This is a genomic window from Bradyrhizobium sp. FW305-F6 (assembly GCF_058782905.1).
The window spans coordinates 638253-654751 of sequence record NZ_JBYSYD010000004.1; the positions used below are offsets into that span (position 1 = coordinate 638253).

12 protein-coding genes are annotated in these 16499 nt (G+C 65.4%); 8 read left to right on the top strand and 4 right to left on the bottom strand.

What is annotated here, in order from left to right; translation table 11 throughout:
- Window positions 1-33 precede the first annotated feature (33 nt).
- From AC3WLX_RS27505 to AC3WLX_RS27530, 6 genes are all read left to right on the top strand, one after another.
- Window positions 34-1452, top strand: a complete 1419-nt coding sequence (locus AC3WLX_RS27505) for a M20 family metallopeptidase (RefSeq protein ID WP_291623965.1) — start codon at window positions 34-36, stop codon at window positions 1450-1452.
- 263 nt (window positions 1453-1715) lie between these two features.
- Entirely contained in the window at window positions 1716-3506 is a 1791-nt protein-coding gene (locus AC3WLX_RS27510; RefSeq protein ID WP_492338318.1) for a peptide ABC transporter substrate-binding protein, read from the top strand.
- A gap of 29 nt (window positions 3507-3535) precedes the next feature.
- Window positions 3536-4495 carry an ABC transporter permease gene (locus AC3WLX_RS27515; RefSeq protein ID WP_291623969.1) on the top strand — a complete coding sequence of 320 codons (960 nt, stop codon included), beginning with the start codon at window positions 3536-3538 and terminating at the stop codon, window positions 4493-4495.
- A complete protein-coding gene (locus AC3WLX_RS27520; protein WP_492338319.1) occupies window positions 4461-5378 on the top strand; it encodes an ABC transporter permease in 918 nt (305 codons plus the stop codon). The genes AC3WLX_RS27515 and AC3WLX_RS27520 overlap by 35 nt, the downstream gene beginning before the upstream one ends.
- Window positions 5378-6373, top strand: a complete 996-nt coding sequence (locus AC3WLX_RS27525) for an ABC transporter ATP-binding protein (protein WP_492338320.1) — start codon at window positions 5378-5380, stop codon at window positions 6371-6373. Before AC3WLX_RS27520 ends, AC3WLX_RS27525 begins: the two co-directional genes overlap by 1 nt.
- A complete protein-coding gene (locus AC3WLX_RS27530) occupies window positions 6370-7338 on the top strand; it encodes an ABC transporter ATP-binding protein (RefSeq protein ID WP_492338321.1) in 969 nt (322 codons plus the stop codon). Before AC3WLX_RS27525 ends, AC3WLX_RS27530 begins: the two co-directional genes overlap by 4 nt.
- 6 nt (window positions 7339-7344) lie before the next feature.
- On the opposite strand, the gene AC3WLX_RS27535 is transcribed toward AC3WLX_RS27530, so the two are convergent.
- Window positions 7345-8316, bottom strand: a complete 972-nt coding sequence (locus AC3WLX_RS27535) for an AraC-like ligand-binding domain-containing protein (RefSeq protein ID WP_492338322.1) — start codon at window positions 8314-8316, stop codon at window positions 7345-7347.
- Between the two features lie 479 nt (window positions 8317-8795).
- Here AC3WLX_RS27535 and AC3WLX_RS27540 point away from each other — a divergent pair, with 479 nt between their 5' ends.
- Entirely contained in the window at window positions 8796-11669 is a 2874-nt protein-coding gene (locus AC3WLX_RS27540) for an autotransporter domain-containing protein (RefSeq protein WP_492338323.1), read from the top strand.
- Window positions 11670-11673: 4 nt separating this feature from the next.
- Here the strand turns inward: AC3WLX_RS27540 and AC3WLX_RS27545 are convergent, their stop codons facing one another.
- Window positions 11674-11895, bottom strand: coding sequence for a dodecin (locus tag AC3WLX_RS27545; RefSeq protein ID WP_492338324.1), 222 nt, complete (start codon window positions 11893-11895; stop codon window positions 11674-11676).
- A 147-nt stretch (window positions 11896-12042) separates the two neighbouring features.
- Here AC3WLX_RS27545 and AC3WLX_RS27550 point away from each other — a divergent pair, with 147 nt between their 5' ends.
- Window positions 12043-12924 (top strand): DMT family transporter, encoded by an 882-nt coding sequence (locus tag AC3WLX_RS27550; RefSeq protein ID WP_291623881.1) that lies wholly within the window; start codon window positions 12043-12045, stop codon window positions 12922-12924.
- A 99-nt stretch (window positions 12925-13023) separates the two neighbouring features.
- On the opposite strand, the gene AC3WLX_RS27555 is transcribed toward AC3WLX_RS27550, so the two are convergent.
- Together AC3WLX_RS27555 and AC3WLX_RS27560 are read right to left on the bottom strand one after the other, a co-directional pair.
- Window positions 13024-14346, bottom strand: coding sequence for an HlyD family type I secretion periplasmic adaptor subunit (locus AC3WLX_RS27555; protein WP_492338325.1), 1323 nt, complete (start codon window positions 14344-14346; stop codon window positions 13024-13026).
- Window positions 14347-14356: 10 nt separating this feature from the next.
- Complete coding sequence (locus tag AC3WLX_RS27560; RefSeq protein WP_492338326.1) at window positions 14357-16135, bottom strand: type I secretion system permease/ATPase; 1779 nt, start codon at window positions 16133-16135, stop codon at window positions 14357-14359.
- Between the last annotated feature and the right edge of the window lie 364 nt (window positions 16136-16499).

Here is a 16499-nt window from a genome sequence, read left to right on the forward strand (position 1 = left end):
CTTCGTTTGACCAAGGGATCACGGACGACGAGCATGGACAACCGCAGCGACATCTGGCGTGGCATCGACACGATCAAGGCGCGTTTCATCGACCTCAGCGACAGGGTCTGGGGCATGCCTGAGGTGTGCTACACCGAGGCGCGGTCCGCCGCGGAACATCTTGCCGAGCTGCGCCATCAGGGCTTCCGCATCACCGAGAACGTCGCCGGCATTCCGACTGCGGTGATGGGCGAGTGGGGCGAGGGCGGTCCGGTCATCGCTTTCATGGGTGAATACGACGCTCTGCCAGGCCTCAGCCAGGAGGCGGGTGTCGCCGAGCATCGCCCCGTCGAAACCGGCGGCCATGGTCATGGCTGCGGTCACAACCTGCTCGGTTCCGCTGCACTGCTCGCCGCGACCGCGGTGAAGGACTGGCTCGCCGAGAACAAGGTGACTGGACGCGTGCGCTATTATGGCTGTCCGGCCGAAGAGGGCGGCGCGGCCAAGGCCTTCATGGTGCGTTCCGGCGCGTTCGAGGACGCCGACATCGCCATCACCTGGCATCCGCACAGCTTCTGGGAGGTGGCGGTGACCCCCTCGCTCGCCAACACGCGCGCGGATTTCATCTTCACCGGCCGCACCTCGCATGCGGCGGCCTCGCCGCATCTCGGCCGCTCCGCGCTCGATGCGGTCGAGCTGATGAATGTCGGCGTGAACTACATGCGCGAGCATATGCCGAGCGACGCGCGCGTCCATTATGCCTTGCTCGACACCGGCGGCATTGCGCCCAACGTGGTACAGGCCCATGCGCGCGTGCGCTATTCGATCCGCGCCCGCGACCTGCCCGGCATGAACGAACTGGTCGGGCGCGTGAGCAAGATCGCAGAGGGCGCAGCTCTGATGACCGAGACCAAGGTCGAGATGAAGATCATCTCCGCGGTCTCGAACATCCTGCCGAACGCGCCGCTGGAGCAAGCGCTGCACCAGCTGATGGAAGAGCTCGGCCCGCCGCATTTCGACGACGCGGACAAGAGCTTTGCCGGCCAGATCCGCGCGACGCTGAGCGACAAGGACATCGCCTCCGTTTATTACGCGATCGGGATGGAGCCAACCGATCGGCCGCTGGCCGACTTCCTGGTGCCGCTCGACGCCAAGCGTAATCCGCTGGTCGGCTCGACCGACGTCGGCGACGTGAGCTGGGTCGTGCCGACCGTGCAGGTCCATGCGCCGACGGTTGCGATCGGCACGCCCTTCCACACCTGGCAGGTGGTGGCGCAGGGAAAGAGCCCACACGCGCACAAGGCCATGGTACAGGCGGCGAAGGCGATGGCCGGCCTCGGCATCAAGGCGCTGACGGAACCAGAGCTGATCCAGGCGGCCAAGGCGGATCTGCAAAGGCGGACGGCCAAGACGCCTTACGTCTGTCCGCTGCCGGACCATGTCGCGCCGCCGCTCGACATGTCCGTGGCGTAGAGTTTCGCCTCGATACTTCGTCTGATCCGCCGAACAAATTTTCCGCAGTGCAGCGCGCTATCCGGCAGGTTTCGATGCTGGATTGCCGAACGGATGGGCTGAAGAACGAATTTTTGCCCAACATGCAGTCAGAAGACCGTTTGCATACACACGGTCCCTGTTGACGTGCACCCCATTCAGTGTGCCATCTATTCCCAGCCAAATGGGCCGCCGACGCTTCTCGGCCGCCATCATCACTATGGGAACCAGACGGGGGGACAACCATGCTGGACAAAGAACTGCGTTCGATGATCGGCCAGGTGAAAGACGGACGGATGGATCGCCGCGCCTTCATCCAGCGCGTGGCCGCGGTTGGTCTCACCGCTCCCCTGGCCAACCAGATCCTCGCGCTCGGCGGGGTTGCCATGGCGCAGAGCCCGGCGGTCTACAAGCCGACCAAGCGCGGGGGCGGCGGCCCTCTCAAGCTGCTGTGGTGGCAGGGGCCGACGCTGCTCAATCCACATTTCGCCACCGGCACCAAGGACCAGGACGGATCGCGGCTTTTTTACGAGCCGCTCGCGAGCTGGGATGCCGACGGTAATCTCAACCCGATCCTCGCTGCAGAGATTCCTTCGCTTGCAAACGGCGGCCTCGCCGCCGATGCCAAATCGGTGGTTTGGAAGATCAAGCCGGGAGTCAAATGGCACGACGGCAAGCCGCTTACCGCCGACGACTTCGTGTTCACCTGGCAATACGCCAGCGATCCCGCCACGGCTGCCGTCAGCATCAGCACCTATGGTGAAATCACGGTCGAGAAGGTCAACGATCTCTCGATTCGCATCCTGTTCAAGACCCCGACGCCCTTCTGGGCAAATGCCTTCGTCGGGGCTTATGGCTGCGTTCTCCCCAAGCATCTGTTTGCGGAGTACAAGGGTTCGAAATCTCGCGAGGCGCCGAACAATCTGGCCCCAGTCGGCACCGGTCCCTATAAGTTCGTCGAGTTCAAGCCGGGCGATGTGGTCCGCGGCGAGCTCAACCCCGACTATCACATGCCCAGCCGTCCCCATTTCGACACGATCGAGATGAAGGGCGGCGGCGATGCCGTCTCGGCGGCGCGCGCGGTGATCCAGACCGGCGAGTTCGATTTCGCCTGGAACATGCAGGTCGAAGACGACGTGCTGCTGCGTCTGGAGAAGGGCGGCAAGGGCAAGACGCTCTACGCCACCGGCGGCGACATCGAGTTCATCGCGATCAACTTCACCGATCCCAACACTGAGATCGATGGCGAACGGTCATCGATGAAGACCAAGCACCCGATCCTCTCGGATCCGAACGTGCGCAAGGCGCTTGCCCTGCTCGTCGACCGCGACTCCGTCAAGAAGGCGATCTATGGTCGCGCCGGCCGCACCACCGCCAACTACCTCAACGGGCCCGAGAAGTTCGTCTCCAAGAACACCTCGTGGGAGTTCAACATCGAGAAGGCGTCGAAGATGCTCGACGACGCCGGGTGGAAAGTCGGAGCGGACGGCATCCGCGAGAAAGACGGCAAGAAGTTCAAGCTTCTGTACCAAACCTCGACCAACGGCCCGCGCCAGAAGACCCAGGCCATCGTCAAGCAGGCCTGTCAGAAGGCCGGTATCGACGTGGAGCTGAAATCGGTCGTCGCCTCGGTGTTCTTCTCGTCGGACGTGGCCAACCCCGACACCTATCCCAAGTTCTACGCGGACATCGAGGAGTTCCAGATCCCGATGACGCAGCCTGACCCGGCCTTGCACATGCGCCGCTACATCTCCGCCAATGTGGCCACCAAGGAGAACAAGTGGCAGGGGCAGAACTTCCCGCGCTACGTCAACAAGGAGTATGATGCCGCCATCGCGGCGGCGGAGACCGAGACCGATCCGGTCAAGCGCGCTGCGCTCTACATCAAGTGCAACGACCTGTTGTGGCAGGACACCGTGTTCATTCCGGTGATGCACCGCCTCAAGGTCGAGGCCGCCGCCAACAACTTGCGGCCGGCGCTGAGCGGCTGGGCGAACGAGACTGACAACATCCAGGACTGGTACCGGGAGGCGTGAGGGACGTCCGCTAAAAGGATCCTTCCCTGATGAGTCAGTATGTCCTGCGTCGCCTGCTGATTGCGATTCCGAGCTTGCTCGGCATCTCGGCAGTGCTGTTCTTTGTGCTTGCGCTGGCTCCCGGCGACCCGTTCTCCGAACTGGCGACCAACCCGAACGTGCCGCCCGAAGTGCAGGCCGCACTCCGGGCCAAGTTCGGCCTCGACGATCCGATCTACCTCCGTTACCTGCACTGGCTCAACGCCATGCTGCACGGCGACTGGGGCTTCTCCTTCGTCAGCCGCATGAACGTCGACACGCTGATCCTCCAGCGCCTGCCCGCCACGCTTTACGTGATCGGCTCGGCGCAGATCCTGGCGCTGCTGATCGCGATTCCCGTCGGTGTCTACGCCGCGACGAAGCCCTATTCGCTGTTCGATCAGGTCGCAAACACGCTCGCCTTCGTCGGCTTCTCGCTGCCGACCTTCTTCACCGGCATTCTGTTCATCCTGATCTTCTCGATCACGCTGGACTGGTTGCCGTTCGTCTATACCACCGACATCAAGGCGACCGGCATCCGCTGGGTGCTGGAGATGATCCGTCAGGCGATCATGCCGGTGGCGGTGCTCGGCCTGTTCCAGGCGGCGTCGATGACGCGCTTCGTGCGCTCGGCGATGCTCGACGTCATCCGGCTCGACTACGTCACCACGGCGCGGGCCAAGGGCCTCGGCCAGGCCACGGTGATCATCAAGCACGTGATGCGCAACGCCATGATCCCCGTCGTCACGCTGATCGCGTTGCAGATGCCCGCGGTATTCGGCGGCGCCATCGTCACCGAGCAGATCTTCCGCATTCCCGGCATCGGCTCGCTGCTGATCTCCTCCATCCTCTCCAACGATACGCCGGTGGTGATGGCCGTCACCTTCGTCTTCGCGTGCCTCGTGGTCCTGTTCAATCTCATCGCGGACGTCCTGTATGGCTGGCTTGACCCTCGCATCTCCCTCCGCTGAGCGGCGCGTCTACTCGCCCTGGCGCGAGACGTGGCGGCGTTACAGCCGCCACAAGCTTGCCGTGGTCAGTGCGTTTCTGCTCCTGGTTCTGGTGCTGGCAGTCGTGTTCGGTCCGTTCGTTTGGCGGGTCAAGATCGACGAGATCGACGTCATCGCCGGCATGCAGGGGCCGTCGCTTGCCCACCCCTTTGGCACCGACGATCTCGGGCAGGACATCCTCGCCCGCATGATCTATGGCGGCCGCATCTCGCTCGCGGTCGGGCTCGCCGCCATGCTGGTCTCGGTCTTGATCGGCACGCTGATCGGAGCGCTCGCCGGCATGTCGCGCGGCGCGCTCGGGCACGGGTTGATGTGGCTCACCGACCTGTTTCTGTCGCTGCCGCAACTGCCGCTGCTGCTGTTGCTCATCTATCTCTTCCGCGACGGGCTGAAGGTCGCGTTCGGCCCCGAAGGCGGCATCTTCATCCTGATCGTGCTCGTAATCGGGGGGCTGCGCTGGATGCCGGTCGCCCGCCTCGTGCGCGCGCAGTTCCTGTCGATCCGCGAAAAGGAGTTCGTGGAAGCGGCGCGCGCGCTCGGCGCCAGTCCGATGCGGCAGGTGATGCGCCACATCCTGCCCAATGCGCTAGGCCCGGTGATCATCGCCGGCACCATCGACGTCGCCGCTGCCATCATCGCGGAATCGACGCTGTCGTTCCTCGGCCTCGGCTTTCCGCCTGACACCCCGACCTGGGGACGGCTGCTGTACGACGCCAAGGATTTCCTAGATATCGGCCCGCACTGGGCGCTCTTCCCGGGCGGCGCGATCTTCATCGCGGTGGTCGCCATCAACTTCATCGGCGACGGCCTGCGTGACGCGCTCGATGCGCGGCGGGTGATCTGATGGCGCCGCTGCTCGAGATCAAGGGCCTGAAAACCCATTTCTCCACCGACGACGGCATCCTTCAGGCCGTCGACGGTGTCGACATCTCCATCAACCGGGGCGAAACGCTCTGCGTCGTCGGCGAGTCCGGCTGCGGCAAGACTGTGACCGCGATGTCGATCCTGAAGCTAATCGCGATGCCGCCGGGCCGGATTGCGGCCGGGCAGATCATCTTCGAGGGCCGCGATCTCGTGCCGCTGACCAGCAACCAGCTCGACGAGATCAGGGCCAAGGAGATCGGCTTCATCTTCCAGGAGCCGATGACCTCGCTCAATCCGGTGCTCACGATCGGCGAGCAGATCGCCGAGAGCCTGCGTCGGCACGAAGCGGTGACCAGGAAGCAGGCGCTCGATCGCACCATCGAGATGCTAAAGCTGGTGCATATCCCCAACGCCGAAGGCCGCGTGCACAACTACCCGCATCAATTCTCCGGCGGCATGCGCCAGCGCGTCATGATCGCGATGGCGCTCGCCTGCAAGCCGAAGCTGATCATCGCCGACGAGCCGACCACCGCGCTCGATGTCACCATCCAGGCGCAGATCCTCGACCTCTTGCAGGACATGAAGGAACGCTTCGGCATGGCGGTGATGTTGATCACCCATGCCATGGGCGTCGTCGCCGAGACCGCTCAGCGCGTCGTCGTGATGTATGCCGGCAAGGTGGTGGAGGAGGCGGCCGTCGACGAGCTGTTCGGCGATCCCCGCCATCCCTATACGCAAGGGTTAATTCGGTCGATCCCGCGAATCGACCTCGACAGCGAGCACAAGACGCGGCTGGAGGCGATCGGCGGCACGGTGCCGATCCTGATCAATCCGCCGGTCGGCTGCCGCTTCGCGCCGCGCTGCAAGTTCGCCATGAACGTCTGCACCGAGAAGGAGCCGCTGTTGCGCGAGGTGTCGCCCGGCCATCGCATGGCCTGTCACTTGGGAGACACCAGTCTCGGAGGCGCGGCATGAGCGAACCGTTACTCCGCGTCAGCGGCCTGAAGAAACATTTCCCGGTGCTCGGTGGCCTCTTGTCGCGCCAGGTCGGCACCGTCTATGCGGTCGACGGCGTGTCGTTCTCGGTCAATCGTGGCGAAACGCTCGGTCTCGTCGGAGAATCCGGCTGCGGCAAGTCGACCACGGGACGATGCGTGCTGCGTCTGATCGAGCCGACCGACGGCGAGGTCACCTTCGACGGCCAGGACGTGCGGAAGCTCGGCGGCAACGATCTGCGCGCGATGCGGCGTAACATGCAGCTGGTGTTCCAGGACCCGTTCGCCTCGCTCAATCCGCGCATGACGGTCGGCGCCATTCTCGGCGAGGCCTTCACCATCCACAATCTCGCCTCCTCCCCGAAAGAGCGCGAGGAGCGCGTCGCGGGCCTCCTGGTCAAGGTCGGGCTGAAGGCCGAGCACATGCGGCGCTATCCGCACGAATTTTCCGGCGGCCAGCGCCAGCGCATCGTGATCGCGCGGGTGCTCGCGGTCGAGCCGAAGCTGATCGTCTGCGACGAGCCGGTCTCCGCGCTCGACGTGTCGATCCAGGCCCAGGTCATCAACCTCCTGGAGGATCTCCAGGCGGAGCTGAACCTGACCTATCTGTTCGTCGCGCACGACCTCTCGGTGGTCGAGCACATCTCCGATCGCGTGGCGGTGATGTATCTCGGCCGCATCGTCGAGCTCGCCAAGGCCAGCGATCTCTACCGCAACCCGCAGCATCCCTACACCAGAGCGCTGCTGTCCGCGGTGCCGGTGCCCGATCCCAAGCTCAAGCGCGAACGCATCCGCCTCAAGGGCGATGTGCCGAGCCCGATGAAGCCTCCGTCGGGCTGCCACTTCCACACCCGCTGCCCGATCGCACAGCCGCGCTGCGCGGAGGTCGTGCCCGAACTGAGGGAAGGGGCGGGCGGACACTTCGTGGCGTGTCACCTGGCCTGAACCACGTCAGTCCGCGCGCAAGGTGCGCCGCCGCGCCAGTTGATGCAGCACTGTGTCGATCTCGGGGACTGCGCCGGTGCGGAGCAGCCAATCGGCGGCAAGCTCCCTGAGATCGCCAGGCGTCAGGCCGAACTTGCGACGAAATGCGCGAATGAAGGTGGAGTCGCTGCTGAACCTCAAGCTGACTGCGAGGTCCATCAACCCCTTGTCCTGCCCCGGCGGAAGAATCATCCTCTGAAAGGCGAGATTGAGCCGCTGCTCGCGAACATAATGCGCAAGACCGCCATCGGCCTCGAACAGGCGATAAAGCGTCGCGCGGGAGATCTCGAACTGGCGGCAGAGATCGCCGGCCGAAAGTGGCTCGGTCTCGAGGTGGGCTGCGATGTGGCGCTTGATCAGGGCGAGATAGAGATGCCGCTCGGCCCGCTCGACGCCGGCCAGGAGATCGGCGGTGCCACCGGCGGCCGCGGCGATGAGGTCGGCGATCGCCTGGACCGTTGCGTCTGCAACCGCGTTTCCCGGCTTCGCGCTCACGGCAAGATCGGAAAAATGGCCGGCGATCAGGCGCGAATGCGGATGATCCGCAGGCAGCAGGGTCGCCGTCGCTGAGTCGGGATGGGCCAAGCGCGGTGCCAGCATTTCACGCCGCAGGACCAGCGCCATCAGGCGGGTACGGCCGCCGCCTCCGCGCAACACGGTGTGGTTCGGCTGTGCCATGTCGATCAGACACAGATCGCCCGGCCGCATCGTCACATCGCGGCGTCCCGACCTGAAATGCATCTCCCCGTCGATGCACAGGCTGACCTGATAGTGGTCGAGCGCCCCGCGCGCGACGTGAGCGGGCGTTCGCACGTACTCCACGTCGGTGATGCGCGAATCCACCAGCACCGCATTGCTGGTCATCAGCGTCTCGGTGGTGACGTGAAAATCATCGTCCGATGTGAGCGGGATGACATCGCAGATGTCTTTCGTTTCCACACGCAATCGGGCCAAGGCCCGCATGCCGCGTCCGGGATCTTGCGGCATGCTCTCGTTCAACGTCGCACCATTCACTTCACCGTGCGAGGACTGAACCGGCAAAGATCGCCGGCGCCTCACCAAAGTCGATCTAGTCAAACGTGCCGAGGGTTCGCAAGCGAAGCTGCGTCCAACATCGATACCTGCGCAGAAACGAGTTCGACCTGTGTCGTCTCTGCATCACGTCGTCGGATTCGGCGTCTTGAGACGGCGGGCACATCGCCCGGCTTGGCGGTTTGCTAGCCAGCGCTTCGGAATGGCTCGTCCGGGACGGGCTCGTGGTGCGAACAATGATGACAAACAAATCAGATCGCCGAAAAGCCCGTTCTTGCGGCCCGTTGAAGCCCGCTAGATTTGCTCTCTCATTCGGTGCTTTCGGCTGGGTTGCCGTCGCCGCGGGCACGCTGTGGACGTCGATCGCGGGGGCCTCGACTTTGCTTGTGACGTCCACCGCCGACAGCGGTGCCGGCAGTCTGCGCGCGGCAATCAGCAGTGCGAACAGCGGCGATACCATCCAATTTCAGGTCGGCGGCACCATCACGCTGGCGAGCGAGCTGCCCATCATTACCAAAAACCTCACCATCGACGGCAACGGCAACAATCCCGTCGTCAGCGGCGCCGGCTCGTACCGCCCTTTTTTCATCGGAGACGCCGGCACAACGGGGGCGACCTACGTGGTGACGCTGAAGAATCTCGCCATCTCCAACGCCGTGGCGCAGGGCGGGGCCGGCATTGGCGCCGGTGCAGGTGCCGGCCTCGGCGGCGCGATTTTCGTCTCCAGCAACGGGGCGCTGGCTCTGTCGAACGTCATCGTTTCGAACACGCAGGCCAAGGGCGGCAGCGTCGTGGACAATGCAAATCAAGTGGGCGGCGGCGGGGGCATGGGCGGCAAGTCGTATCCCGTGACACCGGCCGGTGGGGGCGGACTGTTCGTCGGCTCGGACGGCACCCCCTCGGCCGCCGGCGGCGGTCCAAGCGGCGGGGCTCATATTGGCGGCAATGGCCCACAGACCGGTGGTGCGGGTGGTTTCGCCAGTGGTGGCGGCGGCGGTTCTTCGAACGGCGGGCCGGTGGCGGGAGGCGCTGGCGGTTTCGGAGGTGGCGGGGGTGCCGCCAACGCCGGCGGGGCAACGGTGGGCGGCGCGGGCGGTTACGGCGGTGGCGGCGGCTCGGCTTGGGGCAGTACCACCTCCGGCGGCGGAGCCGGCGGATTCGGCGGTGGGGGCGGCGGTGCGAAGACGTCGGCTGGCAGCGGAGGCTTTGGTGCGGGAAACGGCGCGGCCGACGCCGGGTCCGGGTACAATTCAGGTGGCGGCGGGCTGGCTGCTGGCGGCGCCATCTTCGTCCAGAGCGGCGGGAGTGTGACGGTTCAGGGCGATCTCTCTCAAACGGCGGGAAGCGTCGTGGGCGGCACTGGCCGGAACGGCGGGACCGACGGTTCGGGCTTTGGCTCCGGCATCTTCTTTCAGAGCACGAGCAGCAACACGACGGTGCTCGGCTTCGGCGCCGGCAACCAGACCATCGCGGGCGGCATCGCCGACTACATCGGCTCCGGCGGCACCAATCCCGGCGGCGGTAGCAACGCGGCCGACCAGGGCGGCAGCGTGGCGATCACCAAGAGCACAAGCGGCACGCTGACGCTTCTGGGCGCCAACACCTATAGCGGCGGTACCACCGTCAATGGTGGCGTGCTCAATGTCGAGGGCTCCCTGATCGGCGCAACCGCGGTCAACGGTGGAGTCTTGATGGGCAGCGGCTCGGTCGGTGCAATATCGGTCAATGCCGGCGGCACGTTTGCGCCCGGAAACGGCACTCCCGGCAGCGTGACCGCGGTCAACGGCAGCCTCGCCTTTCAATCCGGCGCGCTCTATCTCGTCGAACTCGATCCATCCGTCGCGTCCCATGCGGCTGTTACGGGTGCGGCGCAACTCGGCGGCGCGACGGTGGTGGCGAACTTCGCCGCCGGCAGCTACGTCGCCAAGCGGTACACGATCCTCAGCGCAAGCGGCGGCGTCAGCGGCACCTTTAGTCCGGTCATCGTCAGTGCCAGCCTACCGTCCCACTTCCATGGCAGCCTCAGCTATGATGCCAATGACGTGTATCTCGATCTGATCCTGAGCTTTGCAATTCCGACGGGCTTCAATCGCAATCAGCACCGGGTTGGAGTGGCGCTGACAGATGCCTTCAACGCCAACGGCGGTATAGCAGCAGTGTACAGCGCGCTGACACCGGGCGGGCTGACGCAAGCGTCCGGCGAGCTGGCAACCGGATCACAGCAGACGACGTTCGCAGCCATGGGGCAGTTCATGGGCCTGCTCACGGATCCCGTCGCACAGCGGGACGGCGATACCGGTCCCGGAGTCGCAACGGGTTTTTCCGAGGAGGAACAGGCCAGCGCCTATGTCGGACGACAGCGCACCGATGCATTCGCGCTGATGACGAAAGCGCCGCCCCAACATGTCATGCAGCGCTGGAGCGTGTGGGGCGCCGGTTTCGGCGGATCGCAATCGACATCCGGCAATACGATCACGGGCTCAAACGACACCACGAGCCGCGTCGCCGGCACGGCGGTCGGTGCCGATTATCGCCTCTCGCCGAGTACGGTGCTGGGCTTCGCGCTTGCCGGCGGAGGGACCAGCTTCGGCGTGAACGGTCTCGGCACCGGCCGCTCCGACCTGTTCCAGGCTGGCGCCTATCTGCGGCACACGAGCGGACCCGCTTATTTGTCTGCAGCGCTTGGCTATGGCTGGCAGAATGTCACGACCGACCGCACGGTGACGGCGGCGGGCGCCGACCGGCTACGCGCCGAGTTCGATGCAAACGCCTATTCCGCGCGCCTTGAAGGCGGCTACCGATCCGTCGCTCCGGGTATGGGCGGACTCGGCCTCACGCCCTATGGCGCCGCGCAGGTTACGACCCTCGATCTGCCGGCCTATTCCGAACAGGTCGTTGCCGGCTCGGCCGCATTCGCATTGAACTACGCCGCCAGGAGCGTGAGCGACACCCGCACCGAGCTCGGACTGCGCAGCGACAAATCCTTCGCCATGCCGGTTGGCGTGCTGACCTTGCGCGGCCGCCTGGCCTGGTCGCACGACTTCAATCCTGACAGGTCGAGCGCGGCGACTTTCCAGGCCTTGCCGGGCGCGAGTTTCGTCGTCAACGGTGCGGCACAGGCGCGCGAGGCCGCGTTGACCACGGCATCGGTGCACATGAACTGGCTGAACGGTTGGTCGGCTGCGGCGACGTTCGAAGGCGAATTCTCGGACGTGACACGCAGCTATGCCGGCAAAGGCAGCCTGCGCTACGCCTGGTGAGACGTCATTCTTCCAGCGTGAAGCCGACGCGCAAGGTGACTTGAAAATGGCCGATCGTACCGTTCTCGATGTGGCCACGAGTCTGCACCACCTCGAACCATTTCATCTCGCGAATGGTCTTCGAGGCGCGGCTGATCGCGTTCTGGATCGCGTCCTCGATCGAGGTCTCGGACGATCCAACCAGGTCCAGGATCTTGTAGACGTGGTCTTTCTCAGCTGCGGGCATGATGGCCTCCCTGGCTTGTGCTGCGCACGCATCGACGCGTGGGCTCCCATTTGAACGGCCGCCAGGCGGTCCGGTTCCGTTCTGCGCGATGGCCCGCATGCATCGGCCGAGGTGGAGCGGCTGGCGCCGGCCTGCTAAGCGCTATGCATGGATATGACGCGGCGCGACAGGACGATCGGCTCTTTCTGCCTTTGCGTAACGGCGTTCGGCTGGGCGCTGAACTGGCCGCTGATGAAGTTGTTGCTCCAGCAATGGCCGCCGCTGTTCGCCCGTGGCCTTGCCGGCGTCTGCGCCTCGCTCATTCTCGGCGCCCTGGTGCTGAGCCGGAAGGAATCGTTCACCGTGCCGCGCGAGGCCATCCCGCGGCTGCTGTTTGCGACCTTCACCAACGTCTTTGCCTGGATGGGTCTCGGGACGGTCGCGATGAAATACGTGACCGTGAGCGAGGGCGCCCTGCTCGCCTATACCATGCCGATCTGGGCGATGCTGTTCGCCTGGCCGGTGCTGCATAACCGCCCGGCGCCACGGGATATTTTCGGGCTGATCCTTGGCGTTGCCGGCGTCACGCTGCTCCTGAGCGGCAATGGATTTGCGTTCGGCGCGGACAAGCTGCTGGGCATCGTGCTGGCGCTGCTCTGCGCCATCCTGTTTGCGCTCGGCAACGTGCTCAACCGCAAGCCGCTGCCGATGCCGCCGCTGGTCGTCGTCGCCTGGCAGGTCGGGCTCGGCTGCGCCACGATGCTGATTCTCGGCATCGCGTTCGAGCATCCCGATGTCGGCGCGATCACTCCGCTGGGGCTCGGCTGCTTTGTCTACATGACTCTCGTGCCGATGGGCCTCTGCTACGTCACCTGGTTCGAGACGCTGCGCCGTCTGCCGCCGACCACGGCTTCGACGGGCATGCTGATCGTGCCCGTGATCGGCGTCGTCTCCGCCGCCATCATTCTGGGAGAGCCGCTGGGCTATCGCGAATGGACCGCGATGGCGCTCACGCTCGGCGGCGTGACCCTGGCGTTGCAGCGGGGATGATTCTCTGTCGTGATGATCTTCCCTGTCCTTGCTCTCGGCGAGGGTCGGAAGATCAAACGGCTTCGAAAGCCGGCATATCTTGCCGGCGGCAATCTTATATTATTTCTGCCGCAGCGCACGGGCGAGCTGATCTTCCAGCGGCTTGCGCAGGTAGGCGATCGCCGTCCGCACGCCGTTCTGGATGAAGGCTTCAACCGGCATGCCGGGCACCAGAGCCTTGCCGTCGAGCTTGGCGAGTTCGCTCGCGTCGAGGCCGATGCGGGCGACGTAGTACGCCGCGCCGGACTGCGGGTCTTTGGTCAGGTCGGCAGCAATCCGCGTCAGCGTGCCGTCGAGCTCGGGGGTCACGGCGGCGTCGAACGCGCTGAAGCGGAGCTTGGCGGATTGCCCGACCTTGAGCCGGTCGATCATTTGCGGGTCGACCCGGGCCTCCACCACGAGCGAATCCTTCGGCACGATCAGCATCAGCTGTTCGCCCGCGGTGATCACGCCACCGACGGTGAAGACCGATTTCTGGTGGATCAGACCGTCCTGCGGCGCGCGCAATATCACGCGATCGAGCTGGTCCATCGCGGCGATGCGGCGTTCGCCGAGATCTGCAAGCTTGCTCTCGACGTCGCGCAGTTCGGTCGCGACTTCACGGCGCTGGTCCTGAACCAGCTGGATGATCTGCAGTTCGGTTTCGGTGATCCGGCCCTTGGCGCGTGCGATCTCGGCGATCAGCTGGCCTTCCTCGCCGGTCAGGCGGGAGGCCTCGCGCTCGAGTGCAGTGAGACGCGCATAGGGCACCAAGCGCTTTTCGTACAACTCGCGGACACCCTCCAGCTCGGTTTCGATCCAGCGGATCTGTTCGCGCTTCGAGGCGATTTGTGCCTCCAGGCCGCGGATTTCGTCGGCGATCTGGGCCTTGCGTTCGCGCAGCTGCGATTGCTGGCCATTGATCGCCTCGCGCCGCCGGGCGAACAGCGCGGTCTCGCCCTCGATCATCTCCGCGATCGCGGCGACGGTGCGGCGGGCGGCGATCTCGTCCGGCAGCACCACCGCATCGCGGCCGTTCTGCTCGGACTGCAGCCGGGCACGACGCATTCCCAGCTGGTTGAGCTGGTTTTCGATCAGCGCAAGGTTGGCGCGCGACAGTGTTTCATCGAGGCGGACCAGCATGTCTCCGGCTCGGACCTGGTCGCCGTCGTTGACGTAGATGTCGGCGACCACGCCGCCGGTAGGGTGCTGAACCCGGCGGACGTTGCTGTCGACCACCACCTGTGCCGGCGCGATCACGGCGCTGGCGAGCGGCGCGGTCATCGCCCAAACGCCGGCGGTGGACACGACGATGGCCAGCGTGCCAATTCCGAATGCGGTGGCGCGCCGGATATCGCGAAACGGATCGTTGCGGCGAGCCTCGGGCGTGCGGGCTGCGGTCATATGAAAGTCCTCAACTGGCGGCGGCGGCAGGAACCGAACGCGCATCGGGCACCGCCTGCAGCGCCGCGCCGCCCGGCGCCGGATGAGCGGCCAGCGATTTGCGCAGCACTTCGTCCTTCGGTCCGAACGCCTGCACCTGGCCGGTCGCCAGCGTCAGCACGAGATCGACCGCGGCGAGCGCCGCCGGCCGATGCGCAATGATGACGGCAATACCGCCGCGAGCCCGGACACGCCGGATGGCGTCGGTCAGCGCGGCGTCGCCTTCTGCGTCCAGGCTGGCGTTCGGCTCGTCGAGCACCACCATGAACGGATCCTTGTAGAGCGCGCGGGCCAACGCGATCCGCTGCCGCTGGCCGCCAGACAGGGTGGCGCCGGCTTCGCCGATCCGCATCTCGAACCCCTTCGGCAGCTTCAGGATCATCTCGTAGGCGCCGGCGGCTTTCGCCGCGGCGATCACCGCTGCCTGGTCAATCTCAGAGTCGAAACGCGCAATGTTCTCTGCTACCGTCCCGTCGAACAATTCGACGTCCTGCGGCAGATAGCCGATCATGCCGCCGCGAATTTCTGCTGGCCACTGATCGAGGGTGGCGCCATCGAGCCGGATCTCGCCGCGTGCGATCGGCCAGATCCCGACCAGCGCCCGCGCCAGCGTCGATTTGCCGGCGGCTGACGGGCCAATGATGCCGACCGCCTGGCCTGCTTCGAGTACGAACGAAGCGTTGTGCACAATCGCGGTGGTGCAGCCGGGGGCGGCGATCGTGACCTGCTCGACCGTGAGCCGATGTACGGCGCGTTCGGGCGCGACGTCGGGGTGCGGGGCGTCGCCCTCGCGCAGGGCGGCGCGGAGCCGTTGGCCCGCCTGTCGCGCGCCGATGAACGGTCGCCAGATGGAAATCGCCAGTTCCACCGGCGCGAGCGCGCGGCTGCCCATGATCGACGCGGCGATCATCACACCGCCGCTCGCCAATCCCTCGATCACGAGATAGGCGCCGAGGCCGAGCAGCGCCGATTGCAGCATGAAGCGCAGCGTCTTCGACAACGCGCCGAGCGACCCGGCGATATCCGCGTTGCGCTGCTGGGCGGCGACGAGATCGTCGTTGGCCGCGCCGATCCGGTGGATCAAACGCTGCTCCATCCCCAAGGCGGCCACGATTTCGGCGTTGCGCCGACCCGCTTCAAGCTGGACGCCGCGGATTGCGCCGGCACGCGACGCGTCCCGGGTCGGGGCCCGCGTCAGCACCTCGGTGAGCAGCGCGATCCCGAACAGCAGCACCGCGCCCACGACCAGCGTCCAGCCGAGATATGGATGCAGGAGAAAGCAGCCGGCGAGATACAGCGGCATCCACGGCAAGTCGAACAAGGTCGTCGGGCCGAGCCCGGACAGGAACGACCGGACCGAGTCCAGATCATGGGACAATTGCAGGCCGCGATTTGCGCCGCCGCCTCGTAGCGGCCCGCGCAGGATGTTGCAGACGACCGGTTGCCACAGCGCGGCGTGCAGCGCCGATCCAATCCGGGTCAGAATGCGCTGACGCAGCAGGTCGAACAACCCTTGCATCGCATACGCTGCCGCCACCGCGATCGACAGCGCAATCAATGTCGGAATGCTGTGCGATGGAATGACCCGGTCGTACACCTGCAGCATGTAGATCGAGCCGGTGAGCATCAGCAGATTGAGCACCGCAGAGAACAATCCCACCGTCAGAAAGGCCGTTCTGCAGGATGCGATCGCGGCCGACGCGAGATCGCCGGACGCGGGAGTCGACGCGGAGGGCGTTGTTGCGGTCATAATACTCAATTCAAAACGACGTCGGACCGTTACGTTTGGATGCGATCGGCGTTCGTTAGCGAGGTTCAACGTCAGGCGCATGACAATGCGGCGCGCGCACGAAAACTCGGCCCGGGGGCAACGAGGCCGCGACACCTGCGACGAAACGCCGCCTTGGCCGGAGGTTCGCCCGCGCAGGCCGACAATCGAAGCTTGGCGCAGTCGCGGGCTCTCGGCCCGCCGATCCCGCTACATACAGAAGACTCGTTGGCGATCGCTGCCGGCCGAGAGATTGAGCGCGTCGCTTGGTCCGATACGAGTCGTTGCTTCGCTCAGCCTTCACACGACATGTCGGGTCATGACTTCACCGGCCCGTTAAGAAGTA